The sequence below is a fragment of the Nocardia iowensis genome, from assembly GCF_019222765.1.
Lineage (GTDB): Bacteria > Actinomycetota > Actinomycetes > Mycobacteriales > Mycobacteriaceae > Nocardia > Nocardia iowensis.
Window position 1 is genome coordinate 5518961 of the sequence record NZ_CP078145.1, and the last position, 26852, is coordinate 5545812.

General features: G+C 68.0%; 28 protein-coding genes. 15 read left to right on the forward strand and 13 right to left on the reverse strand.

Translation table 11 applies throughout. The features are described from left to right. The first annotated feature begins 35 nt into the window (after window positions 1-35). The 3 genes from KV110_RS25400 to KV110_RS25410 all read left to right on the forward strand — a co-directional run bounded on the left by KV110_RS25400 (window position 36) and on the right by KV110_RS25410 (window position 3104). A complete protein-coding gene (locus KV110_RS25400) occupies window positions 36-782 on the forward strand; it encodes a tyrosine-protein phosphatase (protein ID WP_218469790.1) in 747 nt (248 codons plus the stop codon). 277 nt (window positions 783-1059) lie between these two features. Then, window positions 1060-1941 carry a 23S ribosomal RNA methyltransferase Erm gene (gene erm, locus KV110_RS25405; protein ID WP_218469791.1) on the forward strand — a complete coding sequence of 294 codons (882 nt, stop codon included), beginning with the start codon at window positions 1060-1062 and terminating at the stop codon, window positions 1939-1941. Further along, window positions 1938-3104: a lactate 2-monooxygenase gene (locus KV110_RS25410; RefSeq protein WP_218469792.1), complete on the forward strand. Its 1167-nt coding sequence runs from the start codon at window positions 1938-1940 to the stop codon at window positions 3102-3104. Before erm ends, KV110_RS25410 begins: the two co-directional genes overlap by 4 nt. 26 nt (window positions 3105-3130) lie before the next feature. On the opposite strand, the gene KV110_RS25415 is transcribed toward KV110_RS25410, so the two are convergent. From KV110_RS25415 to KV110_RS25445, 7 genes are all read right to left on the reverse strand, one after another. Then, window positions 3131-5182, reverse strand: a complete 2052-nt coding sequence (locus KV110_RS25415) for an AMP-binding protein (protein ID WP_393540177.1) — start codon at window positions 5180-5182, stop codon at window positions 3131-3133. 565 nt (window positions 5183-5747) lie between these two features. Further along, window positions 5748-6653, reverse strand: a complete 906-nt coding sequence (gene thpD / locus KV110_RS25420; RefSeq protein ID WP_218469793.1) for an ectoine hydroxylase — start codon at window positions 6651-6653, stop codon at window positions 5748-5750. Window positions 6654-6659: 6 nt separating this feature from the next. Beyond that, window positions 6660-7058, reverse strand: a complete 399-nt coding sequence (locus tag KV110_RS25425) for an ectoine synthase (protein ID WP_218469794.1) — start codon at window positions 7056-7058, stop codon at window positions 6660-6662. After that, window positions 7055-8332 (reverse strand): diaminobutyrate--2-oxoglutarate transaminase, encoded by a 1278-nt coding sequence (ectB, locus tag KV110_RS25430; RefSeq protein ID WP_218469795.1) that lies wholly within the window; start codon window positions 8330-8332, stop codon window positions 7055-7057. The genes KV110_RS25425 and ectB overlap by 4 nt, the downstream gene beginning before the upstream one ends. Next, window positions 8329-8931, reverse strand: a complete 603-nt coding sequence (gene ectA, locus KV110_RS25435) for a diaminobutyrate acetyltransferase (protein WP_218469796.1) — start codon at window positions 8929-8931, stop codon at window positions 8329-8331. The genes ectB and ectA overlap by 4 nt, the downstream gene beginning before the upstream one ends. An 82-nt stretch (window positions 8932-9013) precedes the next feature. Then, window positions 9014-10030 (reverse strand): sensor histidine kinase, encoded by a 1017-nt coding sequence (locus KV110_RS25440; RefSeq protein ID WP_246634772.1) that lies wholly within the window; start codon window positions 10028-10030, stop codon window positions 9014-9016. 49 nt (window positions 10031-10079) lie between these two features. Further along, window positions 10080-10790 (reverse strand): response regulator transcription factor, encoded by a 711-nt coding sequence (locus tag KV110_RS25445; RefSeq protein ID WP_218469798.1) that lies wholly within the window; start codon window positions 10788-10790, stop codon window positions 10080-10082. Between the two features lie 411 nt (window positions 10791-11201). Here KV110_RS25445 and KV110_RS25450 point away from each other — a divergent pair, with 411 nt between their 5' ends. After that, window positions 11202-15821 carry a cation-translocating P-type ATPase gene (locus KV110_RS25450; protein ID WP_218469799.1) on the forward strand — a complete coding sequence of 1540 codons (4620 nt, stop codon included), beginning with the start codon at window positions 11202-11204 and terminating at the stop codon, window positions 15819-15821. A 108-nt stretch (window positions 15822-15929) separates the two neighbouring features. Here KV110_RS25450 and KV110_RS25455 read toward each other — a convergent pair whose 3' ends face one another. Then, complete coding sequence (locus KV110_RS25455) at window positions 15930-16325, reverse strand: hypothetical protein (protein ID WP_246633963.1); 396 nt, start codon at window positions 16323-16325, stop codon at window positions 15930-15932. 228 nt (window positions 16326-16553) lie between these two features. Here KV110_RS25455 and KV110_RS25460 point away from each other — a divergent pair, with 228 nt between their 5' ends. Beyond that, window positions 16554-16874 carry a hypothetical protein gene (locus KV110_RS25460; RefSeq protein WP_218469800.1) on the forward strand — a complete coding sequence of 107 codons (321 nt, stop codon included), beginning with the start codon at window positions 16554-16556 and terminating at the stop codon, window positions 16872-16874. A gap of 29 nt (window positions 16875-16903) precedes the next feature. On the opposite strand, the gene KV110_RS25465 is transcribed toward KV110_RS25460, so the two are convergent. The 4 genes from KV110_RS25465 to KV110_RS25480 all read right to left on the reverse strand — a co-directional run bounded on the left by KV110_RS25465 (window position 16904) and on the right by KV110_RS25480 (window position 19584). After that, a complete protein-coding gene (locus KV110_RS25465) occupies window positions 16904-17689 on the reverse strand; it encodes a SigB/SigF/SigG family RNA polymerase sigma factor (protein WP_218469801.1) in 786 nt (261 codons plus the stop codon). After that, window positions 17679-18110, reverse strand: a complete 432-nt coding sequence (locus KV110_RS25470) for an ATP-binding protein (RefSeq protein ID WP_218469802.1) — start codon at window positions 18108-18110, stop codon at window positions 17679-17681. Before KV110_RS25470 ends, KV110_RS25465 begins: the two co-directional genes overlap by 11 nt. Window positions 18111-18286: 176 nt before the next feature. Then, complete coding sequence (locus tag KV110_RS25475) at window positions 18287-18970, reverse strand: PAS and ANTAR domain-containing protein (protein ID WP_393539783.1); 684 nt, start codon at window positions 18968-18970, stop codon at window positions 18287-18289. Between the two features lie 89 nt (window positions 18971-19059). Continuing rightward, window positions 19060-19584, reverse strand: a complete 525-nt coding sequence (locus tag KV110_RS25480; protein WP_343224122.1) for an STAS domain-containing protein — start codon at window positions 19582-19584, stop codon at window positions 19060-19062. 232 nt (window positions 19585-19816) lie between these two features. Between KV110_RS25480 and KV110_RS25485 the strand changes: the two genes are divergently transcribed. The 3 genes from KV110_RS25485 (at window position 19817) to KV110_RS25495 (ending at window position 21551) form a co-directional block, all read left to right on the forward strand. Beyond that, entirely contained in the window at window positions 19817-19933 is a 117-nt protein-coding gene (locus KV110_RS25485; protein WP_218469804.1) for an LPXTG cell wall anchor domain-containing protein, read from the forward strand. Window positions 19934-19938: 5 nt separating this feature from the next. Beyond that, entirely contained in the window at window positions 19939-20169 is a 231-nt protein-coding gene (locus KV110_RS25490; RefSeq protein ID WP_218469805.1) for a DUF6480 family protein, read from the forward strand. 161 nt (window positions 20170-20330) lie between these two features. Continuing rightward, a complete protein-coding gene (locus KV110_RS25495; protein ID WP_218469806.1) occupies window positions 20331-21551 on the forward strand; it encodes a glycosyltransferase in 1221 nt (406 codons plus the stop codon). A gap of 15 nt (window positions 21552-21566) precedes the next feature. On the opposite strand, the gene KV110_RS25500 is transcribed toward KV110_RS25495, so the two are convergent. Then, a complete protein-coding gene (locus KV110_RS25500; RefSeq protein ID WP_218469807.1) occupies window positions 21567-22127 on the reverse strand; it encodes a DUF6328 family protein in 561 nt (186 codons plus the stop codon). A gap of 127 nt (window positions 22128-22254) precedes the next feature. On the opposite strand from KV110_RS25500, the gene KV110_RS25505 reads away from it, so the two are divergent. From KV110_RS25505 to KV110_RS25535, 7 genes are all read left to right on the forward strand, one after another. Beyond that, window positions 22255-22842, forward strand: coding sequence for a nucleotidyltransferase family protein (locus tag KV110_RS25505; RefSeq protein ID WP_246633965.1), 588 nt, complete (start codon window positions 22255-22257; stop codon window positions 22840-22842). Further along, a complete protein-coding gene (locus tag KV110_RS25510) occupies window positions 22843-23112 on the forward strand; it encodes a BON domain-containing protein (protein WP_218469808.1) in 270 nt (89 codons plus the stop codon). A gap of 4 nt (window positions 23113-23116) precedes the next feature. Beyond that, window positions 23117-23836, forward strand: a complete 720-nt coding sequence (locus tag KV110_RS25515) for a metallophosphoesterase family protein (RefSeq protein ID WP_218469809.1) — start codon at window positions 23117-23119, stop codon at window positions 23834-23836. Between the two features lie 57 nt (window positions 23837-23893). Beyond that, window positions 23894-24931, forward strand: coding sequence for a glycosyltransferase (locus tag KV110_RS25520; RefSeq protein WP_218469810.1), 1038 nt, complete (start codon window positions 23894-23896; stop codon window positions 24929-24931). After that, entirely contained in the window at window positions 24928-25902 is a 975-nt protein-coding gene (locus KV110_RS25525) for a glycosyltransferase family 9 protein (RefSeq protein ID WP_218469811.1), read from the forward strand. Before KV110_RS25520 ends, KV110_RS25525 begins: the two co-directional genes overlap by 4 nt. A gap of 66 nt (window positions 25903-25968) precedes the next feature. Further along, a complete protein-coding gene (locus KV110_RS25530; protein WP_218469812.1) occupies window positions 25969-26313 on the forward strand; it encodes a hypothetical protein in 345 nt (114 codons plus the stop codon). 73 nt (window positions 26314-26386) lie between these two features. Then, the gene (locus tag KV110_RS25535; protein ID WP_218469813.1) at window positions 26387-26851 is read left to right on the forward strand and encodes a hypothetical protein; all 465 of its coding nucleotides are present in this window, start codon (window positions 26387-26389) and stop codon (window positions 26849-26851) included. Window position 26852 lies beyond the last annotated feature (1 nt).

The window sequence follows — 26852 nt, forward strand, 5'->3', positions numbered from 1 at the left end:
GGCGGCGTTGTTTCCTCCGCCATAGAGTCCGAGTCGTGAACAGACACATCTTCTTCGAGCGGCTACACAACTTCCGTGATCTCGGTGGCTACCCGACCGAAGACGGACAGCTGGTGCGATGGGGCCGTCTGTATCGCTCCGACTCGCTTGGCAAGCTGCACGGCGACGATTGGGAGCGCTTCCTGAAGCTGGACGTCACCACCGTCATCGATTTGCGCTACCCATGGGAGATCGATGCCAAAGGTCGCGTCCCCCACCACGAGTCACTCGCCTATCACAACCTCAGCATCGAGCACCGCCCCTACGACCAGGCCGCGCTCGGCAAGGACGTCGAGGTCGGCCCCTATCTCGCCGAGCGGTTCCTGGAGGTCGCCTACGACGGCGTCGAAGAACTGCGCCAGGCCATCGAGGTACTCGCCGTCGCGGACGGCCCGACGGTCTTCCACTGCGCGTCCGGCAAGGACCGCACCGGGCTGCTCGCCGCGCTCGTACTGGCCTTGCTCGGGGTATCCGAGGACGTGATCATCGAGGACTTCGCCCGCACCGAACTCGCCACCGAACGCCTGCTCGCGGACTGGCGCAGGGCGAATGCGGGCAAGGAGCCGAACTGGCCCGGATACGGGCGAGCGCCTGCTGAGGTGATGCGGCTGTTCCTGGCGGCTCTCGTGGCCGAACACGGATCGGTGCGCGGGTATACGGCGGACCTGCTCGGCACCGGCGACGACTTGGTCGCCGCCCTACGGCGGAACCTGCTCGACTCGGACGAGGTCGCCCGCCGCTGATCAGGGGCGAATAATGCGGTGGCGGGAGGTGTGGGGCTGCGGTAGCTTGCGCGTATGGGCGGTTCAGGGATGAACGGAGCGTGCGCGATCGGCGCGTACTACATTCGGCTGCGCGCGGAGGCCTGGGCTCTGCCAGCGCACCGCACGGCCACGGTGTCCCGACAGTTCTGATCGGGAGCTGCGCCGGCGGTCGATGAGACCGCCGGATCTCTGTGCCCTGGCATGGGTCCGGGCGAATCACTTTTTCTGATTCGACCACTCCGTTCGGAGGACACCCATGTCCCGCAATCCTTCGCTGCCGCGCGCCCGCGATTCGCGTGCCGGTACTCGCCAGCGTTTGTCGCAGAATTTCCTCATCGATGTCGGCGCCGCCCGGTTGATCGTGCGCTCGTCCGGTGTCACCGCCGCGGATCTCGTGCTCGAGATCGGTCCCGGCGACGGCATGCTGACGAGGCAACTGCTCGGTGCCGCAGGCCGGATACTCGCCTACGAGAAAGATGGCTACTACGCCGAACGCCTGCGCAGGCGATACGCAGGCAACGATCGAATAATGCTGTTCCACAGAGATTTCCGGACCGTGCGCGTACCGGACGAGCCGTTCGCGGTGGTGGCCAACGTACCCTTCGCCGTCACGACCGACGTGGTGCGCTGGTGCCTGGCCGCCCGGCAGCTCACCTCGGCGACCTTGCTGACCCAATTAGAGTTCGCCCGTAAACATTCCGGCGACTATGGCCGGTGGACCAAGCTCACGGTAACCCATTGGCCCACTGTCGCAACAACATTGGGCACTCGCATCGGACGCCACAGTTTTCGTCCGGTACCGAGTGTCGACACCGCGCTCTTGCGGCTGCACCGGCGCCCCCACCCACTCCTGCCGCACTCGGCACTCGACGATTACCGCCGGGTGGTGAAGCTCGGCTTCCGAGGGGTCGGCGGCTCGTTGGCGAGCTCACTGCGGACCCAGTTCCCTGCCCGCACCGTGCGGGCAGCGTGTACCGCAGCGGGGATCATGCAGGACGAACCGGTCGGTTTTGTTCATCCGGACCGCTGGATGACCCTCTACCGGGTACTACGTATCGGGCATCGCCAGGGCAACGCGCCCCGCTACACAAATGTATCGGATACATTTATGTATCAAACGCGGAAGGAAGCGATGTGACCAGCAATTTCGGTGACTACCAGTTCGAGATCTACTTCAAGGGCCTGAGCGGGGTGCTGCCCGAGCTGCCGATGACATACGCGGAGCTGGAGGCCAGGGCGCAGGCGGCGCTGCCGCCCGGCATCTGGTCCTACGTGGCAGGTGGCGCGGGCGACGAGTTCACCCAGCGCACCAACGTGACGGCGTTCGAGAAGCTCGGGATCGTCCCCCGGATGCTGCGCGACACGAAGGTCCGCGACCTCTCGATCGAGCTGTTCGGCATGAAGCTGCCCTCGCCCCTGTTCATGGCACCGGTCGGCGTGATCGGTCTGTGCGCGCAGGACGGGCACGGCGACCTCGCGACCGCCGAGGCCGCGGCCCGCACCGGCGTCCCGATGATGGCCTCCACGCTGACGGTCGACCCGCTCGAGGACGTCGCCGCCCGCTTCGGCGACACTCCGGGCATATTCCAGCTCTACACCCCGAAGGACCGCGACCTGGCGCAGAGTTTGGTCAGCCGCGCCGAGGCCGCGGGCTACAAAGCCATCGCGGTGACGCTGGATACCTGGGTACCCGGCTGGCGGCCCCGCGATCTGAGCACCTCGAACTTCCCGCAGCTGCGCGGCCACTGCCTGGCGAACTACTTCAGCGACCCGGTGTTTCGCGGCATGCTCGCGAAGACCCCGGAGGAGGACCCGCAAACCGCCGTCCTGACCTTTACCGCGCAGTTCGGCAGCCTACTCACCTGGGACGACCTGCCCTGGCTGCGGTCACTGACCGATCTTCCGTTGGTACTCAAGGGGATCTGTCACCCGGACGACGCCCGCCGCGCCAAGGATGCGGGCGTGGACGGCATCTACTGCTCGAATCATGGTGGCAGGCAAGCCAATGGCGGCATCCCGGCGATCGAGCACCTGCCCGGCGTGGTCGCGGCCGCCGACGGCCTGCCGGTGCTGTTCGACTCCGGCATCCGGTCCGGCTCCGACGTCGTCAAGGCGCTGGCGCTCGGCGCGACCGCCGTCGGCATCGGTCGCCCGTACGCCTATGGCCTGGCGCTGGGCGGCGCCGACGGCATCGTGCATGTGCTGCGCACGCTGCTCGCCGAGGCGGATCTGCTGATGGCGGTCGACGGCTATCGGACGATCGCGGACCTGGGCCCGGCGGCGATCCGCCGGATGAACTGAGGAATCGGCTGAGCTGAGCCCGGCGCTCAGCTCGGCTGAATCAGCGTGCGCTTCAGGATCTTTCCGGTCGCGTTGCGTGGTAGTGCGTCCAGGAAGGTCACGTCACGCGGCACCGAGAATCGGCTGAGCCGGTGCCGGATGTAGTTGCGGACCATGTCGCGGTCCAGGCCGAACCCTTCGCGGGTCACCACGAACGCGGCGAGCCGCTGGCCGTACTCCTTGTCCGGCACCCCGACCACCGCCACCTCGCTCACCTGCGGCAGATGCGACAACGCCTCCTCGACCGGGCGCGGGAAGACGTTCTCGCCGCCGGAGATGATCATCTCGTCGTCCCGGCCCGCCACGAACAGCAGCCCGTCGGCGTCGAGGTAGCCCAGATCGTCGGTGTCGAGCATGCCGCCCCACTCGGTGGGCGGCTTCGCGTCGGTGTAGCCGTCGAAGAGCATGTGGTTGAGCACGAAGATATGGCCGGTGACCCCGCGCGGCACCGGACGCAAATCCTTGTCCAGCACAGCGAGTTTCGTGCCGAGCGGCGGGCGCCCCGCGGTGGTCGGAGCGGCCCGCAAGTCGGCCGGATCGGCGATGGTGGCCCAGGAGACCTCGGTCGAGCCGTAGACGTTGTAGAGCACGTCGCCGAAGGTGTCCATGAAACGCAGCACGGTCGGACCGGCAAGGGGCGCACCGCAACTCGCGACCACCCGCAGGCTGGAGGTGTCGTAGCGGTCCCGGATGTGCGCGGGCAGATCGAGAATCCGGTTCACCATCACCGGCACCACGACCAGGCAGGTGACGCCGTGCTGCTCGATCAGTCGCAGGCAGTCCTCGGCGTCGAACCGTTCCGGCAGTACGACACTCGCCCGGATCGGGGTGCTGATCTGCAATGCCGCCAGCCCCCAGGTGTGGAACAGCGGCGCGGGGATGAGCATGGTCTCGTCCATCCGCAACGGAATTCGGGACAGCAGCGCGGCCACCGTGCCGAATCCCTTTGGCTGCGGACGCTGTGCGCTCTTGGGCGTCCCGCTGGTGCCGGAGGTGAGCACGATCAACCGGCCCGGATGTGCGGGCCGGGGGAAGGTCGGCGCGTCGATAGCGATCAAATCATCGACGGTATAACGGTCGTACCCGGTGTGCGGGCTGGTGGCGAAACGCGGCACGCCGGACGGGACATATTTGGTCAGCGGCTCGTATTCGTCATCGAGGAAGACCGCGGAGAGTCCGTGCCGGTCGGCCACGTCTTCGACCTGCCGGGCGGACAGGCCGGTGTTCAGCAGCACCGTGTCCACGCCGAGTTTGCCGGTGGCAACCATGCATTCGACCATCGACACCCGGTTGCGCGAAAGTAGCCCCACTTTGTCGCGCGCGCCGATGCCGAGCGCGGCCAACGCCGAGGCGAGTTTGTGGGTGCGATCGTGCATTTGACCGAACGTATAAGCGGACACGTCGTCCACCACGGCAAGCCGACGCGGCGAGTGCCCCGCGGCGGCCGCGTAACCACCGGCCAGGGTGAATCCCCACCGGGCGAGCCCGCCCATCTGCTTGAGCGCGCGGTCGGGGCGATAGGTGCGCACGACGCCGGTGCTCACCATCTGCTTCAACGTGCCGACCTGCTGTTTCGCCGCCGACTCCTCGCCGTTTACCAGCACCGACGTCGGCGCGCCGAGGATGGCGTCGACGATGCGGTCCAGACCGGCCATGGTCCAGTCGATCACCTCGTCGTTGTCCCGCTCGGCGATCCACGGATGGATCCGGCCCGCGCCGAAGTAGGTGACGGTGATCCGGGTCTGCTCCTGCTCGCCGCGTAGCCGCACGGCGGCGAAACTGCCCAGGCCGGGGCACTGTAGCTCGAAGGTCTCCAGCTCCTTGCCGATCACCAGCTGTAGCGCGGGCACGGCGAGGTCGGTCCCGGCGTACCTGGCACGGATCAGGAGAACGGGGTGCGTATCCGAGTTCTCGGCGCGCACACAGTCGCCGATTCCGCGGAACATCCGGGTGTAGGTCTGTGGGTCCATGAAAAAGTCCCACAGGGCTTTACGTGCGGCCGCGAACTCCGCATCGATCGTGATGACGTCCGTTACCAACTGCGTGCATTTCTTCATGGGCCGACCGAGCGGTCTGCGTCGGCATGGTTACGTAGTTGTACCCAGCGGTAACAATTAGGTCAAGCCCTCGCGGCATTGCCCATAATTTGCCATCGAATTGGTCAAACGACCACTTTTGTGCCGGATACCAATACCCGGCGGCACTCTGCACAATCAGTGGAAAAACACTTCGGGACCAGCGCCGTTGCCGCGGTGGACCGAGAAGTCCACGCGCACAGCCTCGGTCGATGGCGGACGCCCTCTGTTGCGCCGACCGACGGGCCCGCGGCAGTTGAGTGATCTTGTGGCGAACCCCAAGATCGGCATGTTGGCCAGAATATTGCGCACGCCAAAAGAACATTTGGCGGGACTTGACGGGACCCGGCCCCGAATCGGCGATGTGGACAGCCGCGGCGCGATGGCCGACAGGATCGTACCGCCGATGGCCGCACCCCGCGCGCCGAGCATCAGCGCCTCGACTGGCCAGCGTCCGTCGCGCGACCACCGCACACCGAAGGCGCCCTTCGGTCCGGCAAGGTGGACCGAAGGGCGCCTCGGTAACGGATCAGGCCGACAGCGGCGTGAAGTCCCGGCTGCCGATGTAGCCGGGCCGCGGTGCGGGTGCGGCGAACGGCTCGACCAGCGTGTTCTCCACGCTGTTGAACACCAGGAAGATGTTCGAGCGCGGGAACGGGGTGATGTTGTTCGACGAGCCGTGCATCAGATTCGAGTCGAACAGCAGCGCCGACCCGGCCCGGCCGGTGAACTGGCTGATGCCGTACCGATTCGCCAGCACGGTGATGTCCTCCTGGGACGGCACGCCGATTTCCTGCTCCTGCAACGACTCCCGATAGTGCTCGGCGGGTGTGCTGCCCAGACAGGGCACGAACGTCCGGTGCGAGCCGGGCATCACCATCAGGCTGCCGTTGATCGGATAGTTGTCGGTCAGCGCGATGGACAGGCTCACCGCCCGGGGCGCGGGCATGCCGTCCTCGGCGTGCCAGGTCTCGAAATCCGAGTGCCAGTAGAAGCCGGTGCCGCGGAAGCCGGGCATGTAGTTCACCCGGCTCTGATGGATGTACACCTCGGAGCCGAGGATCTGCCTGGCCAATCCGGCGACCCTGGATTCGCGGGTCAGATCGGCGATCGCCGCGCTGAGGCGGTGCACCTCGAAGACCGAGCGCACCCGGTTCGACGACTTCTCCACGATCAGCCGCTCGTCGTCGCGCAGGCTGGGATCGCCTGCGAGACGGCCGATTTCGGCGCTGAAGTCGGCGACCTCGGTGGGCGTGAGCAGTTCGTCGATGCTGGCGAAACCATCGGCGTCGAAGCTCGCCAGCTCCGGGCTCTCGATCGAGCCCCACACCGTCGGGTCCACCCGATCCAGGTGCCGTCCCGGCGTGCTGAGCCGGGTCGGGTAACGGTCGGTCGAGCTGACTTCCTGCCGAGTTTCCGTGTGCTGCAAAACCATTGCTACCTATCCCCCGATGGTCGCGGCGACCAGCGGGTACGCCCCAGTGCTGTCGTGGACCTCCTGCCCGGTGACCGGCGGGTTGAACACGCACATCATCCGCATCTTGGTGCGCGCCTCGAGGCGGTGTCGTTCGTGTTCATCGAGCAGGTACATCGAGCCGGGCGCGAGCGCGTAGGTGACGTTGTTGTCCAGATCGGTGAGCGTGCCATCGCCCTCGATCAGCCACACCGCTTCCACGTGGTAGCGGTAGTGGAATTCGTGCACGGTGCCCGCGTCGATGGTGGTTTCGTGGAAGGAGAAGCCGACGCCGTCGCCGCCGAGGATGATGCGCTTGCTGCGCCAGCCCTCGCCCGCCACGTCACGATCGGTGCCGGTGATCTCCGCAGTGCTGCGCACGATCATGCGATCGCCCCCATGCCGCTGCAGACGGTGTCGACCGCGCCGGTGAGGATGCCGAGACCGTGCTCGAGTTCCTGATCGGTAACCGTCAACGGCGGCAACAACTTCACCACCTCGTCGGTGGAACCGGAGGTCTCCACCAGCAAGCCGCGCTCGAAGGCGACCTGGCAGACCTTGCCCGCCTGCGAGGCGTCGTCGAACACCACGCCGTGCACCAGTCCGCGCCCGCGGGTGGACAGGCCGGGCACGTTGTCGGCCAGCTCGCTGAGCGTCCGGGCGACCCGCTCACCCTTGGCCAGCGTCGCGGCCTGCAGCGCGCCGTCGGACCAGAAGTGCCGCAAGGCGACTCCGGCCGTGACGAACGCCGGGTTGTTGCCGCGGAAGGTGCCGTTGTGCTCGCCCGGCGCCCACTGATCGAGTTCGGACTTGAACAGCACCAGCGCCATCGGCAGGCCGTAGCCGCCGATCGACTTCGACAAGGTGACGATGTCCGGGGTGATCCCCGCCAGCTCGAACGAGAAGAACGGGCCGGTGCGGCCGCAGCCCATCTGCACGTCGTCGACGATCAGCAGGATCTCCCTGGCCGCGCAGAGCCCGGCCAGATGCCGAAGCCATTCGGCGCGAGCCACATTGACGCCGCCCTCGCCCTGCACGGTCTCGACGATCACCGCGGCGGGACGGTCGAAGCCGGACGAGGTGTCGTCCAAAACCTTTTCCATCCACTGGAAGTCGGCGGTGGTGCCGTCGAAGTAACCGTCGTAGGGCATGTGCGCCGCGTGCACCAACGGCACACCGGCGCCCGCGCGCTTGGCGGCGTTGCCGGTGACCGACAGCGCGCCCAATGTCATGCCGTGGAAGGCGTTGGTGAAGCTGACGATCGTCTCCCGCCCGGTGATCTTGCGGGCGAGCTTGAGCGCGGCCTCGACGGCGTTGGCACCCGTCGGCCCGGGGAACTGGACCTTATAGTCCAGGCCGCGGGGCGCGAAGATGGTGTCGCGCAAGGTGACCAGCAGTTCACGCTTGGCCGAGGTGGACATGTCCAGCCCGTGCGTGATGCCGTCGCCGGCGATGTAGTCCAGCAGCGGCTGCTTGAGCACGTCGTTGTTGTGGCCGTAGTTCAGTGCGCCCGCGCCCGCGAAGAAGTCGAGGTAGTCCTTGCCGTCCTCGTCGCGTAACCAGCTGCCCTTGGCCTTGGTGAATACGGTCGGCCAATTGCGGCAGTAGCCGCGCACATTCGATTCGAGACTCTCGAAAATGCTCGTGTCGGCGTTGATCATCGGTGGTCCTCCTGCGTGGTGCGAGCGGTCGGTGCGATGAGATAGAGATCCTCGGACGCATGGCTGTCCGGGAAGACGCCCGCGTCGAACAAGGGGCGCTTGGTGATTCGGGCGTCGCGTCGGCGCGCCACCGAGGTGAACAGGGCGATCGACGCGGCGTTGTCCGGCGAAATCGTCGTCTCCAACGCCGAAACACCCTGGGTCGCAACATTGTCCAGCAGCGCGTGCAGCAGCTCCGCGCCAGTGCCCCTGCCCTGCTGCGTCGGATCGACGGCCACCTGCCAGACGAACACCGTGTCCGGTGCCTGCGGCCGGATGAAGCCGATCACGTAGCCGACGATGCGGCCGTTCAGCTCGGCGACGACCGAGGTGTCCGCGAAGTCGCGACACCACAGCAGGTACGCGTAGCTCGAATTGGTGTCGAGCACGGTGGAGTCTTTCGCGATCCGCCACATCTGGGCGCCGTCGCCGACGCGTGGCGCGCGCAGGACCACGGCGGGTCCGGTCTGTTTGCGGGCCGGGGACGAGCCGAGTGCGGCTGCGGCCTGTTCGACACGGGATCGTTCGATCTCCGCGGTGTTCGAGTTTGACGGTGACATACAACTCCCTGGTCGGTTGCAGTACTTATCCAGGCTTACGAACCAACTTTGAGGTGGCCCGGTCGACTTCATTACGGTTGTGTTACGGCTCGATTGCGTCGACGCCGGGCAAGGTGACGCTGAACCGGGCGCCGCCGCCCGGCCGATCGAGGCATTGCACCTGGCCACCGTGCTTGGCGACGGTCTCGGTCACCAGCGCGAGGCCGATTCCGGTGCCGGTCGCCGAGCGACGGCCGGTGCGCGCGGTCGCGAAACGTTCGAAGATGCGCACGCGGTCCGCGGGTGGCACGCCGGGCCCCGCGTCGTCCACCACGATCACCGCCGCGCCGTCGCGCCGATCGGCGGACACCGCCACCACGCCGCCGCCGTGCAAGTCGGCGTTTTGCAGCAGGTTGACCACCGCACGCTCCAACTCGAGCTTGCGGCCGAGCACGACGACGTCCTCGTCGACGGTCAGCAGATCCGGCGGGTACCGCCGTTCGGCCAGCGTGTGGGTCAGCAGGTCGCGGATCGACAGCGGTTCCACGTCGCCGCGATGCATGCCCGCCTCCACCCGCGCCAAGGCCAGCAGATCGTCGAGCAGGCGGCGCAGGTGGTCCACCTCGTCGGTGACCAGGCCGAGCGCCCGCTGCGATCGTTCCGGCAGATCCTCGCGGTGCCGGTTGAGTACGTCGACACTGGCCATCAGCGTGGTCAGCGGCGTGCGCAGCTCGTGACTGACATCGCCGAACAGCCGATGCTCGCGCTCGATGCGGCGCTGCAGCGAGTCGACCATGGCGTTGAACGATTCGACGGTGATGGCCAGATCCTGGTCACGGGTGGCGGGCAGGCGCTGGTCGAGATCGCCGGAAGCGATCCTGGCCGCGGTCCCGGCCAGTTGGTGCAGCGGGGTCAGGACGCGCCTGCTCGCCCACCAGCCGACTGCGGCGCCGATCGAGGTCACCACCACCGCACAACCGATCAGCACATTGCGCAGCAGGTTCAAATTGGCTTGCAGGTCGGTTTCGCCGACCTGCGCGCGTTGCAGATAGCTGCGGCTGATGGTGAACACCGACACGACGAGTACCAGCGACATGAGCGCGGCGATCGCCGCGAACATGGCCGTCACCCGACTACGCAAACTCCAACGTTGCGGATCAAACCAGCGCTCAGCGCTGGACATCGAGGCGATAGCCGAGCCCACGCACCGTGACAACGATGCGCGGATCGGACGGATCCCGTTCGATCTTGGTGCGCAGTCTGCGCATGTGTACGTCGACGATCCGCTCGTCACCGAAAAATCCTTGGTCCCATACGCGTTCGAGCAACACGGTGCGGCTGAACACCCGGCCGGGGGCCTCGGCCAGCTCACACAGCAGCCGGAATTCGGTGAGCGTGAGCCGGATCTCCTCGTCGCCGCGGCGGACAACGCCGCCGTCCTGCGCGAGCACCAGCGGGGCGTGCGGGTCGGCGTCGAGCACCATCTCCTGCGGTGCGTCCCGCTCGACGGTCAGGCGGGCGCGGCGGCGCACGGCACGCATCCGCGCGGTGATTTCCTTGATCTCGAACGGTTTCGTCACGAAGTCGTCGGCGCCAGCCTCCAGCGCGGCCACCACATCGTGGGTGTCGTCGCGGGCGCTGACCACGATGATCGGCACGTCGTGCTCGCGGCGGATCTCGCGGATGCAGTCGAAGCCGTCCATGCCGCCGAGCATGAGGTCGACGATCATCACATCGGGAACGCCATTGCTGCGCAGATGGGTGAGCGCGTCCTCGGCCTCCTCCGCCTCCTCGACGTCGTAGCCTTCGTCTTCCATGGCGAGCCGCAGCGCACCACGGACCCGGTCGTCGTCTTCAACGATCATCAGGTTCGCGCTCAAATACCTATCCCTTTACAGACACGCGGACCCGCGTCACGGTGCGGAGATCGCATCCCCATACCGACGCGACATTCCGCTTGTTCGAGCACCTTGCCGACCACCCAGGTACCCGAACAAACCGTTCGGTAAACGTGGATCGGACGCTCGTTCAGTAGCCGGTGAGCCCGATCACCCATCGCCGCGAGAGCGACGAGCGAGTGTTCAGCGTCTGGCTGGCTACTCCTCCACACTGGTCCCGCGGGAGTCGTTACGCAACCGTTACGTGATGTCCGACACATTCTCTTTGCGAGCTGTTCATCTGTCTCACCGGGTCGGGCACGTCACGCTCCGGCCACCGAGCCGATGAAACAATCCCTGGCACAGTCTCTTTCGAAACTGTTTGCGGCAATCGGCCCTGGGTAGCTGCCCGGTATGGGGTTTTCGGTAGGTGACGTACGGGCGCCGTGGTGGTTGGAGGCGCCCGCTAGCGCGATGGTGAAAGCGGCGAAGACCGGGGCGGTGCTGACCGTCGGCGTGGGGTTGAAAGTGGCCGAAGCGCCGCTGCACGCACTCGAATCCGGGGCGAAGGCGGTCGAGGCGCCGCTGCACGCACTGGAGTCCGGCGCGCACGCCGCGGCGGACGGATTGGCGTTGCTGCAACCCGGGCCGGAGACGACGTTGCGCGAGGAACTTGCCGCGCTGGTCGATCCGCACGCCGAACGGTCCCAGCGGCGGGTCGCGCTGCACGACGACCGGGCGACGGTGGAGGTCCGCGGGCTGGCGTCGAGCAAGAGCGCGGCCGTCGCGCGGGCACTGGCCAAGAAGCTGGACCGCCGCGGCGATGTGCGCTGGTGGCGGGTCAACGCGGTGACCGGGCGGGTGGTCGCCGCCTTGGCCGATGGCGCCGAGGACCTGCCCGAGTTGCTCGAAGCCATCGAAGAGGTCGAGGCCGAGACCCACGTCGACGACCTGGACTGGAGCCGCACGGTCGAATACCCGGCCGACCGGGAACCGTTGCTGGCGGCCGGAATTCAGGTCGCGGGCGATATCTGCGCGATCGCCTTGTCGACGGCGGGGGCGGTGCTGCCGCTGCGCGGCCCCGCCGGGATGTTGCGATCGGTCGCTTCCGTCGTCGATACCCAGCCGCGGCTGCGCAGGCAGTTGGAACACCGGTTGGGACGTACCAGAGCCGACCTGCTGCTCAGCATCGCGAACGCGGTCGGCAACGCGTTCGGTACCCAGGCGTCCGAGGGCGTGGCGAATCTCGTCGCGGACACCGCGCAACGCAGTTTCACCCTGGCCGAGGCGGTGGCCAGGCACCTCCAGTGGCAGCAGTGGGAGCCCGCGCTGAGCCGGCGCCCGGCCGCCGCGGTGTCCGATCCGCTGCCGCCGTACACCCGGCCGGGCACCCTGCCGCAGGGGCCGGTCGAACGCGTCGCGGACGAAGCGGCGACCGGCTCGACCGTCGGTGCCGTGGCCGCGGCACTCGGCGGCCGCGGCCTGTCCGGGTCCGCGGATATCTTGGCACTCGGTGCGCCGAAGGCCGCCAGGGCGGGCCGGGAGGTGTTCGCCGCCACCGTGTCCACCGCCCTTTCCCGCGACGGAGTGCTGACGTTGCATCCGGCGATGTGGCGGCGGCTGGACCGATTGTCCGCGTTGGTGATCGACGGGGAGGCGTTGCTGACCAGCCGCCGGATGGTGCTGGATGCGGAGGGCGGCGACGAGTGGCCCGCGGCGCGGGTATGGAGCGCCGCCCAACGATTGCTGTGGGCCTCGGCCGATGAACCGGACGCGCGGCAGAGCAAGCTCCGCCTGGTACACCCCGGCACCGGAACCCGGGACCGCGGCGCCACGCTGCGCCCGGTGTGGCGCGAGCTGCGCGAGGGCGACCATACCGTCGGACGGGTGCTCGTCGGCCGCGAGCTCGATCGCCGCGCGCACGCGGTGCTGAGCGAGGCGCGCAACGCGGGTCTGCGGGTGATCCTGGTCGGCGGCCAGGATGCGGCCGAATTGTGCGCGCTGGCGGATGAATTCATTTCCAACGGGGTGTCGCTGAGCAAACTGGTCCAGGGCTTGCAGCAGGACGGGCATGCGGTAGCCGTGCTGAGTCCGCGGGCGCACAAGGCCATGTTCTGGGCGGATGTGGCCATCGGCCTGGTGAGTCGCGACAACGGCGAAGCACAGGTGCCGTGGAGCGCCGATGTGGTCTGCCGGGAGCTGACCCAGGTGCACCGGGTACTCGCCGCGATCACGCCCGCCCGGCAGGTGAGTGAGCGGGGCCGGTCACTGGCGCTGTCGGCGTGCGCACTCGGCGGCCTACTGCTCGTCGCCGCACCCGGCGCGGCGGGTCGGCTGTCACCGATGACCGCCGCGCAGTACACCGGCGTGCTGAACGGCGCGCTCACCGGTTGGCGGGTCGCCAGGATGCGGCCACCCGCGGTGCTGGCACCACTGCTGCCATGGCACGCGCTCGAGCCAGGCGAAGTGCTGAGCCGGTTGCCCGATCCAGGTCCGGTCGAGGAGCGTCCGGAACCGGGCGGGCAGGGCCGCATCGGCGCACTGACGCCACTGGTTCCGATGACATCGTTCCTGCACCACCTACGCCGCGAGCTGGCCGATCCACTCACCCCGATTCTCGGTGTCGGCGCCGTCGCCACGGCGATCCTGGGGGCGCCGTCGGACGCGGTGCTGCTCTCGTCGGTGCTCGCGGTCAACGCGGTCGTGTCGGCCCGGCAACGGCAGCGGGCGGAGGGTGCGTTGCATCGGCTGCTGGAGGGTGAACAGCTCACCGGTCGCCTGGTCGGCCGCGACGCGGTGCAGAACTTCGACGGGGGCGAGAACGTCGTGCCCGCCGATCGGCTCGCGGTCGGTGATCTGCTGCTGGTCCGGGCCGGTGACGTGGTCCCCGCCGACGCGCGCCTGCTGCGCGTCGAAGATCTGGAGGTGGACGAGTCCGGCCTGACCGGCGAATCGGTGACCGTGTCCAAGCGGACCGCCGCCACGCCGGGCGCCGTGCTCGGCGAGCGCGCCTGCATGGTGTTCGAGGGCAGCACGGTCGTCAACGGGACCGGGCTCGCGGTGGTCGTCGCGGTCGGCGACGACACCCAGGCCGGGCGGGCGACCGCGGGTGCGATGCCGCCCGAAAAGGGTGGTGTACAAGCACAATTGCGGCAGCTGACCGATCGCGCCCTGCCGCTCACGCTGGCGGGCGGCGGCGTCGTCACCGTGCTGGGGATGTTGCGCGGCAGGCTGCTGCGCACCGCCATCGCCGACGGAGTCGCGGTCGCGGTGGCCGCGGTGCCGGAAGGATTGCCGTTGGTCGCCACGGTTGCCCAGCTGGCGGCGGCCCGGCGCCTGTCCCGACACGGTGTGCTGGTTCGGGCCAGCCGCACCGTCGAGGCGCTCGGCCGGGTCGACACCCTGTGCTTCGACAAGACCGGCACGCTGACCGAGGGACGGCTACGCCTGGTGACGGTGGCGGACCTGAACGAGCAGTGGAACCCCGACGCCGATGCCGACGACGCCCGCAGGTTGCTGCGCGCCGCCGCCCGCGCCTGCCCCGATCCGGCCGAGGGCCCGGTCGTGCACGCCACCGACCGCGCCGTCCTGGAGGCCGCGGAGATCCTCGGCGACGACGCCCACAAATGGGATCCGATCGAGGAGATCCCGTTCGAATCCAACCGCGGCTACGCCGCCGCACTCGGTCACACCACCCACCGGCTCCGCCTGGTGGTCAAAGGCGCCCCCGAGGTGGTGCTGCGGCGCTGCACCCGGGTGCGACAGGGTGAACCGGTGCCGCTGACCGACGAGATCCGCGAGCGTGCCGAGCGGGTGATCCAGGATCTGGCCCGGCAGGGCCTGCGCGTGCTGGTGGTCGCCCGCCGCGATCTGTCCGAGACCCCCGCCGACATGGAGGGGGCGGTCGGAGAACTCACCCTGCTCGGCTTCCTCGGGCTGGCCGATACGCCGCGGCCACAGACCTACCCGTTGGTGAACGCCTTGCAGCGCAACGGAATCAGTGTGCGAATGATCACCGGTGATCATCCGGCGACCGCTGCGGCGGTGGCCGAGCAACTCGGTATCGAGGTCGGTTCGGTCGCCACCGGCGCGGATCTCAATCGGCTCGATGAATCCGCCCAGGCCGACCTCATCGAGCGCAGCACTGTGTTCGCGCGGGTCGATCCGGAGCAGAAGGTGCGCATCGTCGCCGCGCTGCGCCGCGCCGGTCACGTGGTCGGCATGACCGGCGACGGCGCGAACGACGCCGCCGCCATCCGCACCGCCGACGTCGGCATCGGTATGGCCGCCCACGGTTCGGCCGCCGCACGCAATGCCGCCGACCTCGTGCTCACCCGGCCGGATCCGCTGGCGCTGCTGCACGCGCTCGTCGAGGGACGCGGCATGTGGCAGCGGGTCACCGACGCCGTCGGCGTGCTGGTCGGCGGCAACGCGGGCGAGGTGGCATTCACGCTGTACGGAACCGGGGTGAGTGGACAGGCCCCGCTCGGAACACGGCAGTTCCTGCTGGTGAACATGCTCACCGATATGTTCCCCGCGATGGCGCTGGCGCTCTCCCCCGACGGCACCGGGCTCGATCCGGACACCGCCGACGATCCACAGGCGCAAGCCGAACAGCGGGCCGCCCAACTCGCCGAGATCCCGCCCGCCCAGCTCGGCAGCGACCTGCTCCGCACCCTTGCGGTGCGCGGAATCGCCACGGCCACCGGCGCTTCCATCGCCTGGACGCTCGGCCGCTACACCGGAACCAAGCGTCGCGCCGAGACGATCGGTCTGGTCGCGCTGATCGGCACCCAGCTCGGCCAGACGCTCATCTCCGGTCGGCACAGCCCGCTGGTCTGGCTCACCATCGCGGCGAGCGGCGCCGTCCTCGGCGCGGTGGTCATGACGCCCGGTCTCTGCCACTACTTCGGTTGCACTCCGCTCGGCCCGGTTGGCTGGACCATCGCCACCAGCTCGGCGGTGGCGGCCACCGCGGGCGCCGCGGTGCTGCCGCGCCTGCTGCCCGCGAGCCTCAACCCGGCCGAGGGATAAATCGGGCTGTACACACGGCAAAGGCTCTGTGACCGTCCATTCGGTCACAGAGCCCTTCGAAAGGTCAGTCCGGCGCTAGATCAGCCCGACGCTCGGCGCGTCCAGCGCTCAGTGGTCCTCGCGAGTCGGGCGTTCCAGGCGGTTGAAATTGCTCGGTGTCCCGTCGGGGCGCCGGTCCTGGTAGCGGAAATGCAGGTGGCGCGCGTCGAAGGTGGCGAACCATTCGTCCCAATCCACCGGTCGCAGCACCGCGCCGCCGTATCCGGGAAAGTCGAAGCGCAGCACGCCCAGTCGCCCGTTGTATTCACTGCCGGGCATGGTGGCGGGCCGCGCGCCGCGCCGCTCCGCCCACTGCCGGATGATGTCGTGATTCCTGGTGACGCGCGTCCGGTTCAAAGTCCCGAGGCGCGTGGCGTCCATCCGCTCGAGCGATTGAAATTGTGGCGACGTCGCGCTTCCCGATCCGGCGTACGGATTCCGGGTGCGTAGTCGGTGGTCGTTCATAAACGAGCTCCTGAGCCATCGGCATCGTATGTCCGGCTTCTCTTCACGTACCCGACCTCGACTTCGTGCAAACCGGCAGTTGGTCACACGACTGCCATTTCCGGCAGATCGCCGCCGGAAATGCCGACGAGCGGTGCGGCTGTGAGCCGAGTCACCCGCAACGAGCCAGCGATCGCGGCTGATTCGCCGGGGCGCGGGTGGGTAACGCCCAACCGAGGAGGAATACAGATGACTAGTCCAGTGCCCCCCGAGCCCAGTCCGGTTCCGCCTACCCCGAACCCCGACCCGGTCCCACCTACCCCGAACCCTGACCCGGTCCCACCCACTCCGAACCCGGTGCCGCCGCGCCCGAACCCCAATCCCGACCCCGTTCCGCCGATACCCGGTCCCGATCCGGCACCCGCCCCGCCGGACCCGGTACCACCGGTGCCCGGCCCTGATCCAGCACCCGCCCCGCCCGATCCGGGTGGCCCGCGACCGATCCCGCCGATCCCCGACCCCGGCGGCCCGTTCCCGCCGACGGACCCCACCCCGCCGAATCCACTCTGACGGCAAGCGATCTCGCGACGCGATCAGGATCAGTCGCGTAATGCCTGATCGCGCAACTGATTCAAGGTTTTCGACAGAATCCGTGAGACGTGCATCTGGGAGACACCGAGCACCTCGGCGATCTGGCTCTGCGTCTTGGACTCGAAGAACCGCATGATCAGCACCTGCCGCTCACGTTCGGGCAGCTCTTCGATCAGCGGGCGAACGGCGAGGTAGTCCTCCACCAGATGGTAGGAGGGTTCCTCCTCGCCGAGGCTCTCCAGCAGCGGCAGCGGCGCGTTCTCGATGTCGTCGCCCGCCACCGCGTCGATGGACGACGACTGGTAGGCGTTGCCCGCGATCAGCGCCTGGGTCACCTCGACGATGTCGACGTCGAGTTCCTGCGCGATTTCGCGGGCGCGCGGCATCCGGCCGAGCCGCTGCGACAGCTCCTCGACGGTCGCACCGATGCTGAGCTGAATCTCCTTGGTGCGGCGCGGTACCCGCACCGACCAGGTGTTGTCGCGGAAGTGCCTGCGTACCTCGCCCATGATCGTCGGCACCGCGAAAGACAGGAACGACGATCCCCGGGTGACATCGAACCGGTCCGCGGCCTGCACCAGGCCAAGCCGCGCGACCTGCAACAGGTCATCGAAATTCTCGCCGCGCCCTGCGAACTTGCGCGCGATGTGCTCGGCCAGCGGCAGGCACCGGCCGATCAGCTCCTCCCGCATCCCCTCGCGGCGCGGATCGTCCTCGTCCAGGGCGGCGAGTTTTTCGAAGAGGGGCTCGATATTGTCGTAGCTATCGCCGCGTGATCTCGATTCACCCGCCATCCGATGCCCCTCGTACCCAACTGAAGTCGACCACAGTCGGATACCCGGAAATCACCCCGTCGAACGGGGCTTGCGCGGCCGCGATGGAATGGGTCAGCGTCCGCACGATATGCCAGCCGAAACCGGCCTGCCCCACCACCGACTCCGAGGTGGCCACCGAGGCGACGTGGACGAACATTTGCCTGCTGTCGTAGGTGAATTCGCAGTCGAGGTTCGAGCCGGGCACCGCGTCCAGAATCAATGAGGTGGCGACCTCGTCCAACGCGAGACGAATATCGGTGACCTCATCGAGGGCGAAATCGGCGATGAGAGCGACGGTTTCGGCGAGCGCGCGCAGCATCGTCAGCTGTTCCAACTGCGCGGGGATTCGGACGCCGATTGTCGTTGTTTCCGTAGAGGATCGGGAAGTCCATTCCCCCATGCCCATCACCACCTTGCTCTCGCAGCCGACCCGGAGCCGTCACGTCACCGCCCGATCCGGGGTATTGCGGGCCGCCCGCTGCCCAGCACCGCGGCAGGCTACAACTTGCGAGGCCGCGACGCTCCTCATCTCTACCGTCGTACCCGCCGCGGCACTCGCGAAACGTCCGCGCGGAATCAGCCGGCCGGGATCCGCTCGTGCGCGGTGAGCAACAAGTGGTCGAATTTCGTACGCAACCCGACGGTCGAATCGGTCAGCGCGTCGAGGTCGGCGACCAGCCGCGAGGCCAGGGCGCGCAGCTTGATGTTGGTCTCCTGCGAACGCCAGCTGAGCACCCGGAACGCCTGTTCCGCACTGACACCGTAGACCAGCATCACCGCCCCTTTGGCCTGTTCGATCACCGCGCGCGAGGCCCACAATTCGGGCAGCGCGTCGTCGAGCGCTTCCTGCCGGTGATGTTCGAGGGTGTCGGTCACGTCGATGTAGTAGCCCGCGGTCCCGGCGACCTGGCCCTCGTCATCGAACAGGTGGTCGGCCACGACGATGACGTGATGGATGTGGCCCGCGGTGTCGACGATCCGGTGCCTGCTGGAAAACGGGTCGCCCTCGTCGATGGACTTGGCCAGCGCGTTGGCCACCTGGGCGCGATCGTCGGGATGCTTGTGCGTCAGCAGCAGTTCGGTGGTCGGTACCACGCTACCCGGCGAATAACCGTGCATCGCGGCCACCTCGTCGGACCATTCCCAACGCTGGTCGGCGAACCAGAACCGAAAGCTACCGACACTCTGCGGCGTCCCTAATCCGATCACCCGGTCCAGCGCGAGAGCATCCTCGGGCTGGACCGGCCCAATTTCAGTCACAGCGCAAGTATCCGTCGTCGGCGTGCGGCACGCGAGCAGATCACTCCGCGCCACGCCGAGATCGGCGACGCCGGCGGATCGGGTGTGTCTCAGGCGTCGAGTGCGGCTCGCATCGACGGATAGGGACTGAACAGCGGTCGTACGCCGGAGACCTCGAGCGACCGCTCGATGGCCTGCCGCCCGGCGACGATTCGCACGTCGGTCCCTTCACACGCGGCTCGTTGTTTTACCGCGCCCAGTGTCGAAGCGGCTCGCAAGCTCAGGAATCTCGCCGCGCGGAGATCGATCACCACGGCGTGGCAGTTCGAGCGGACCGCCTGTTCGACCGTGGCGAAGAAATCCGGGCAGGCGACGGCGTCCAATTCGCCTTCAACGCGGACCACCACACATTCGTGGCGGCGATCGACGCGCTGTGCCCAGGACTGACTGTCGTGAGGTCCCGGCCTCGAGCCGTTCCGGTGCACGCCCTCGGCGTGCTCATGCAGAGCGGAACTAGCGGACATAACTGACCTCCCGTAGAGGGGGAATCCAGTTCTACGCGACAGACGGTCGACGAGGGAAGGGAGCGAGCAGCTGTCGCAGCGCTGCGAATCGGCTGTCACTACGGATCCCATCGACCGGCTCTCCGGCGGGTGTGGGGCGCCATGCGTCGAACCGGGGTCGGCTGTAGTCTCAACCTCCTACAGTGTGGCACGGCCCGTCGTCGATGTCACAAATTCAGCCGAAAACCGCAGGTCCCCCGCTGCTGTTCGGCGGCCCGCAGAAGTCTTAGGTAGCCGACTGCCCGCAATCTCGGCGGGCAAACCATCGCGGATTGACTGTCTCGAGACCGGGTACGCCCTGCATATGGAAATTCTGGTGATCATCGGGATCGCGGTGCTCGTCGGCGCCGTCGTCCTCTATCGCAAAAAGAACGGCAGCCGGCCGAATGCCCCGGAATCACCGGGCAACGACGGGGAGTGAGCGCGATGGCCACCATGGATCCCGACCCCGCCACGACACCGGACCTCGAGCAGGGCGGCGGGGTGCCGCCCGGCTCTACCCCGCCGGAGACCGCACAGACGTCCGGGCTGTCCGCGCCCGAGCCATCGACCAGCCATCACTTCCCAGGCACCGGCGTCGCCGCGATCATCGCGACGGTGCTTCTCGTGGCGGTGTTCACCGCGGTGGCGATCGGGATCATCGTGTCGATGATCTGACCACCGCCGCGTATCACGAAGTGGGGTCAAGGGTTTCGTTCGCCGGCGCACGGGCATAACTGGGACATATCCGAATGCAGAACATGTCACGCGATGCCTGGTCGCGGGCACCGCGCAGCGCTGCCGCATGTCCGTCACCCGTGGTGAGAACGGAGCAGATCGTGAAGATTGCCATGGTTTCCGAGCACGCGAGCCCACTGGCGGGGCTCAGCGGAACCGACGCGGGCGGCCAGAACATCCATGTCGCGGAGTTGGCGGCGGCCTACGCGCGGCGCGGGCACGAGGTCACCGTGTACACCCGCCGCGATGCGCCGAATCTGCTGCCGGAGTTGATCACCGATGCGGGCTATCGAGTAGTGCATGTGCCCGCCGGGCCTGCCCAACCGCTGCCGAAGGACCACAGCCTGCCGCATCTCGGCGATTTCGGCAGCTTCCTGCAACGACAGTGGGGACTCGATACGCCCGACATCGTGCACGCGCACTTCTGGATGTCCGGCCTCGCCGCCGAGCTGGCCGCCCGGGCACACGGTATCCCGGTGGTGGTCACCTTCCACGCCCTCGGCACCGTGCGGCGCCGCTACCAAGGCCTCGCCGACACCAGTCCACGCTCCCGAATCCGCTTCGAACGGCTGATCGCCGGGCGCGCGGCGCACATCGTGGCGACCTGTTCGGACGAGGTGGTGGAGCTGACCAGGATGGGAGTTCCCCGGTTCCGGATCTCGATCGTGCCGAGCGGCGTTGACCTTTCGACCTTCACGCCAGAGGGCCCAGCTGCCGAACGCCAACAGCGACACCGCAGGCATCGCCTGCTTTCGGTGGGAAAGCTGGTGCCGCGCAAGGGATTCGATGTCGCCATCAAGGCGCTGCCGGACCTGCCGGACACCGAATTGGTGATCGCGGGCGGACCGGTCGGCGACGATGTCGCCGACGACAGCGAAGGTCGGCGACTGCGCCGGGTCGCAGTGGATTGCGGTGTGCAGGAACGGGTTCGGATGCTCGGTCAGGTCCGCCGCAGTGAGCTGCCGCGCTGGTACCGGTCCGCGGATGTGGTGCTGAGCACCCCGTGGTACGAGCCGTTCGGGATGGTCCCGCTGGAGGCGATGGCGTGCCGCAAGCCGGTGATCGCCACCGCGGTCGGCGGCATGCTCGACACCGTGGTCGACGGCGTCACCGGCAGGCTTATCGCGCCGCCGGACCCGGTCGCCGTGGCCAGGGCCGTGCGACCGCTGCTCGCGGACCGGACACTGCGCGACACCTGGGGTGCGGCCGGGTACCAACGTGCCGCGAGTCGCTACGCCTGGGATCAGATCGCCATCGACACGCTGACCGCCTACCACCGGGCCGCGCCCGCACACGCCGGGGAAGTCGTCTCGGCGCAGTGACCGAGGACGGCCCGCTCAGGTGTCCCCGGCGTCGGTCCGGCTCGGGCCACGCCAGAACCATGGGGTGACCAGCCAGGCCGCCAGGAACAACACGGCCGCGGCCACCCCGGCGATCACGCCCTCGACCGTCCCGGCGACCATGCTCATCACCAGCACCAAGGCCCCGGTCAGCGAGATGCCGAGCAAGCCGATTCCGGCCATCGCGCACCGGTGCGCCGCGGCCACCACATTGCCGAGGCGATGTCGGCGGAACAGAATGCGATGCCAGGAGACCGGCGCGACCAGAAACACCGTCGCCCCGACGGCCGCGACGAGAGTGATCAGATAGAGCACCCGCTGCGTCTGCGACAGTGCCGCGAACGACGACTGGAACGGCACGATCAACAGCGCCGAAATCAGGAACTGGACACCGGTCTGCACCACCCGCAGTTCCTGGATGAGATTGCTCCAATTGCGGTCGAGCCGTTCGGTTTCGGTTTCACCACGAGCTTCCCGATTCCACGCCTCGTCACTTCGAGCCCGAGCAGCCTTCCGGTCGACTCTCTCGCTTGCCGAGACGGCCCCATCTTCGGCCATCCGCGTCTTGCCTCTTCCTGATCCAACCGGCGCGCGACACGCTACTCAGCGTACGAACGCCCCCGACCTGGCCCTACGGGCGATTCCGGTACCTGTTCGGTTACCCCATTCGGCCACGATTAACCAGGTGCGCGCCGGGTACCACCGCAGCATGGTGGCGACCATGGAAGAACTGCTACACGCGCTGACTCGCGCGGTGAACACCCTGTCCGACACCGACATCAGGTTCGCGGTGGCCGGCGGTTGCGCGGTGTACGCACGTGGCGGGCCCACCACGGAACACGATGTCGATATCTTCGTCAAACCGGCCGATACCGACCGGGCCGTCAAGGCGCTCATTCAGGCGGGGCTACGCGCCTGCGACCCGCCGGAGGACTGGCTGCGCAAGGTCTATGACCGCGACGTCCTGATCGACGTGATCTTCCGGCCGAACAATCGGGAAGTGACCGACGACCTGCTCGACCGCGCGGAGATCATGCGGGTCGGCCCCACCACCGCGCCGGTGGTCAGCGCGACCGATCTGATGGTGGACAAACTGCTGGTGTTCGACGCGCACCGGCTGGACCTGAGCCCGCTGTTGCACATCGCGCGCGCATTGCGCGAGCAGGTGGACTGGCCGGTTGTGCGCGAGAAGACCAAGGAGTCGCCCTACGCGCGGGCGTTCCTCGGCCTGCTCGAGGATCTCGGCGTCACCGATATCGGAAAGGCGAAGTAGATGGAGCAACCGCAATACCTCGTCGCCCATCTGCGCCGGGCACTCGCCGAAGATCCGCGCACCGCCGAACTCGGTGTGCACGTGACCATTCGCGGCGATGTCGTGGTGCTTGGCGGTGAAGTGAGTAGCGAGCAGCGCAAGCAGCAGATGGAAACCGTGGTGCGCGAGCAGCTTCCGCAGGCCCGGATTCACAATGACGTGCACGTCACCCGGCCGACCGCGCCCGCGGAGTGCGAAGATCTCGGCCCTGCCGAAGAACGAAGGAGTTGACCTCATGCGGATCGCGGCGGTAGGGGATGTGCATCTCGGCGCCGAGTCGGGCGGTCAGCTGCGGCCCGCGCTGCGCGACCTGCCCGAGCGGGCCGATGTCCTGTTGCTGGCGGGCGACCTGACCAGGCACGGCACCCTGGACGAAGCGCAAGTGGTGGCAACGGAGTTCGCCGATCTCGGCGTGCCCGTCGTCGCCGTGCTCGGCAACCACGATCACCACAGTGACCTCGAAGACGATATCGCCAAACTGCTCACCGATCATGGCATCACGGTGCTCGAGGGCACGGCTGTCACGTTCGACATCGATGGGCAGACGCTCGGGGTCGCCGGGACGAAAGGCTTCGGCGGTGGGTTCGCGGGCAAGTGCGCCAGCATCTTCGGCGAGCGGTTGATGCGCGAATTCGCCGGGCACACGGTGGATCTGGCGGATTCGCTCGGCTCGGCGCTGGCCGAATTGTCCACCGACATGACGGTCGTGCTCACCCACTACTCCCCCGTCAGTGACACGCTGCACGGCGAGCCGCGCGAGATCTACCCGTTCCTCGGCTCATACCTGCTCGGCGAGGTGATCGACGAACACGGCGCCGAACTGGCCTTGCACGGCCACGCCCACGCGGGCGCCGAACGCGGAACGACACCGGGCGGCACCCGCGTCCGCAATGTCGCCCAGCCGGTCATCCGCGCGGCCTACGCGGTCTACGAATTGCAGCCCGCGACACTGTAATCGGACGTCGGTCCAGACCGGGCGTTTCGGATTCGACCATGCGGGCACCCGGTCCGTATGGAAGCTCCGACGACTGATCCGAACGGGGCGGCCGGACCGCTGAACGTTCTCGTCTGGCATGTGCACGGCCCCTGGATGACCTCGTTCGTCCAGGGCAAGCATCGGTACCTGGTGCCTTATGACGGCCACGACGGTGCACCGGGCAGCGAATGGGCGCGGGGCCGATGCGACCGACCCTGGCCCAACGCGATCGACATCGCACCAGCCGATCTCGCCGACGCGAATATCGATGTCGTAGTTCTGCAACGCCCCAAGGAACTCGACCTGGTGTCGCACTGGCTGGGCAGATCACCCGGCGCCGACCTGCCCGCGGTGTACGTCGAGCACGAAACTCCGCGCGAGCACGCGGCACTCACCAAGCACCCGCTGGCCGAGCGCACCGACATCCCGCTGGTCCACGTCACCTCCTTCAACCGGCTGATGTGGGACAACGGTCGTTGCCCGAACACGGTGATCCCGCACGGCGTGCTCGACCCCGGCTACCTGTACACGGGCGAACTCCCCAGGGCCGCAACGATCATCAACGAGCCGGTGCCGCGCTGGCGGATCACCGGCACCGATCTGCTCGCGCCGTTGTCCGAGGCCGCCCCGATCGACGTGTACGGCACCGGGACCGAAGGCGTGCACACCGCGCTCCAGGTTCCGCCCGAACGAGTCTGCGGCGCGGGCGATTTCGTGCAGGGCCGGTTACACGGCGAACTGGCGCGACACCGCGTGTTCGTGCACACGCCGCGCTGGACGTCGCTCGGCTTGTCGGTGATCGAGGCGATGTATCTCGGCATGCCGATCGTCGCGCTCGGCACCACCGAGGCCTCCGCATCGATTCCCGCGGACGCTGGCATCGTCTCGACCGAGCCCGACATCCTCGCCGAGGCGATCCGGCAGTTCATCCATGAACCGGGCTTCGCCGAGCTCACCGGCAAGGCCGCGCGGCACTGGGCGCAGGCGAATTTCGGCATCGACGAATTCCTGAGCCGCTGGGACCGGATACTCGCCGACAGCGTCGAAACGCACCGAGCGTTGCCCACCCGATGACCGGCCACGTACTGGTGGCGCGGCTGGACAGCGCGGGTGACGTCCTGCTCACCGGACCCATGGTGCGCGCCGTCGCGCGGGTAGCCGGGACGGTCAGCTACCTCGCGGGGCCGCGCGGCAGTTCGGCTGCCGCGCTGCTGCCCGGCGTCGACCGGGTGCTGCAATTCCGAGCACCCTGGGTCGACACCGATCCGCCGCCGCTGACCCATGCCGCCGTGCGCGCCTTGATCGAATGCCTGCGCATGCTGGCACCGGACGAGGCGATCATCAGCACCTCGCTGCATCAGTCCCCATTGCCGCTCGCCCTGATCCTGCGGATGGCGGGCGTGCCGCGGATCAGTGCGATCAGCACCGACGAGGCGGGCACGCTACTCGATGTCCGCCATCGCGTACCCGACGCCATGCCGGAGCAGATCCGGGCACTGTCGTTGGCCGTCGCGGCCGGTTACCCGCCTGCCGGGCATCAGCTGCGTGTGCGGGAAGATCTGCCCGAGGTCACCGAATTGACCGGCGGCCCAGGCTATGTGGTGCTGCACCCCGGTGCCGCGGAACCCGCGCGCCGGATGTCGGCGCGGCGCAGCAGGCAGGTCGCGGCGGCGTTGGTCGACGCGGGCCATCGCGTCGTGGTGACCGGCAGCGCGGCCGAACGCGAGCTCACCGGCGCCGTCGCCGACGGTCACGCCCGTGATCTCGGCGGTGCCACCGATCTGGCCTGCTTCGCCGCCGTGCTGCGCGACGCCGACGCCGTGGTCGCCCCGAACACCGGCACCGCACCGCTGGCCGCGGCGGTGGCGACGCCGGTCGTTTCGCTGTTCGCACCGGTCGTCCCGGCCCGGCGCTGGGCGCCCTACGGGGTGCCGACCGTGGTGCTCGGCGATCCGACCACGCCCTGCGGCAGGCACGGCCTCGACGCCATCCCGGATACCGCGATCGTCTCGGCCACCGAACACCTGCTTCGGGCTGCCGATTGATCCCTGTTCGACCGGGTATTCGAATGAGAGACCCCTTTTCCGGTGGTTGGACCAGAAAGGATCCCTATGCTTCCCGGACCGAACGAAACGACCTCGGGACACGGCGGCGCCGAGCACCACGGACGTCCCGACGAAGACAACTTCCCGGATTACACCCGCACCTCCCGCAGCCACGTCGGGGAATCCATCGAGGACACCCGCAATTGGCCGGGCATCATTCTGGTGGGCCTTGGCCTGGTCGGTCTCGGCCTGACCCTGACCGCGGCCGGCTACGGCTTCGAAGGCTGGGCCCTGATCGGCGGGATCACGACCGTGGTGTGCCTGGTGGTCGGCTTTGCCTGGGTGATTCTGGAACATCGCCGAGTCAAGAATAAGGAAGGCCGAGGCCTCAGCGATCCCGCTGGTCACTGATTGGGCATCGGGGACCCGGGTATGCGGATCGTGATGCCGCCGTGTCCGGCGGTCCCCCTCCGGAGGAGAAGACATGACAGATCATCGCCATCGGCCCGTGCTGCGCACCCTGCTGATCGCCGGTGCGCTAGCTGCTGCTCCGCTGCTCGCCGCGTGTTCGGACACCGACGACCCAGACCCGGCGACCCCGGCAACGCCAGGCGACAGCACGATCTCGCTGTCGATGCCGTCCACTACCGCTCAAGTGCCGGACCCCGACGACGACGTCTCGCCCGCAGCGGCAAAACAGTTGTGCGACATGATGAGTCCGGAAATCGACAAGTGGCGCACCGAGGGCGCGGCGCTCGGCCGCGTGGCCTTCAACGGCACCGTGCACAACTGGGCGGCCCGCAACGGTGGCCTCAACGACACCGTGCTCAAGGACCGCAGCGTCATCGACAAGATCACCACGCAGGCCTGCCCTGACGTGCGCCAGCAGGCGATCGACGTGCTCGACTCATCCGATCTCGCCTCCGCCCTCGCCGGATTCGGTGGTTGAT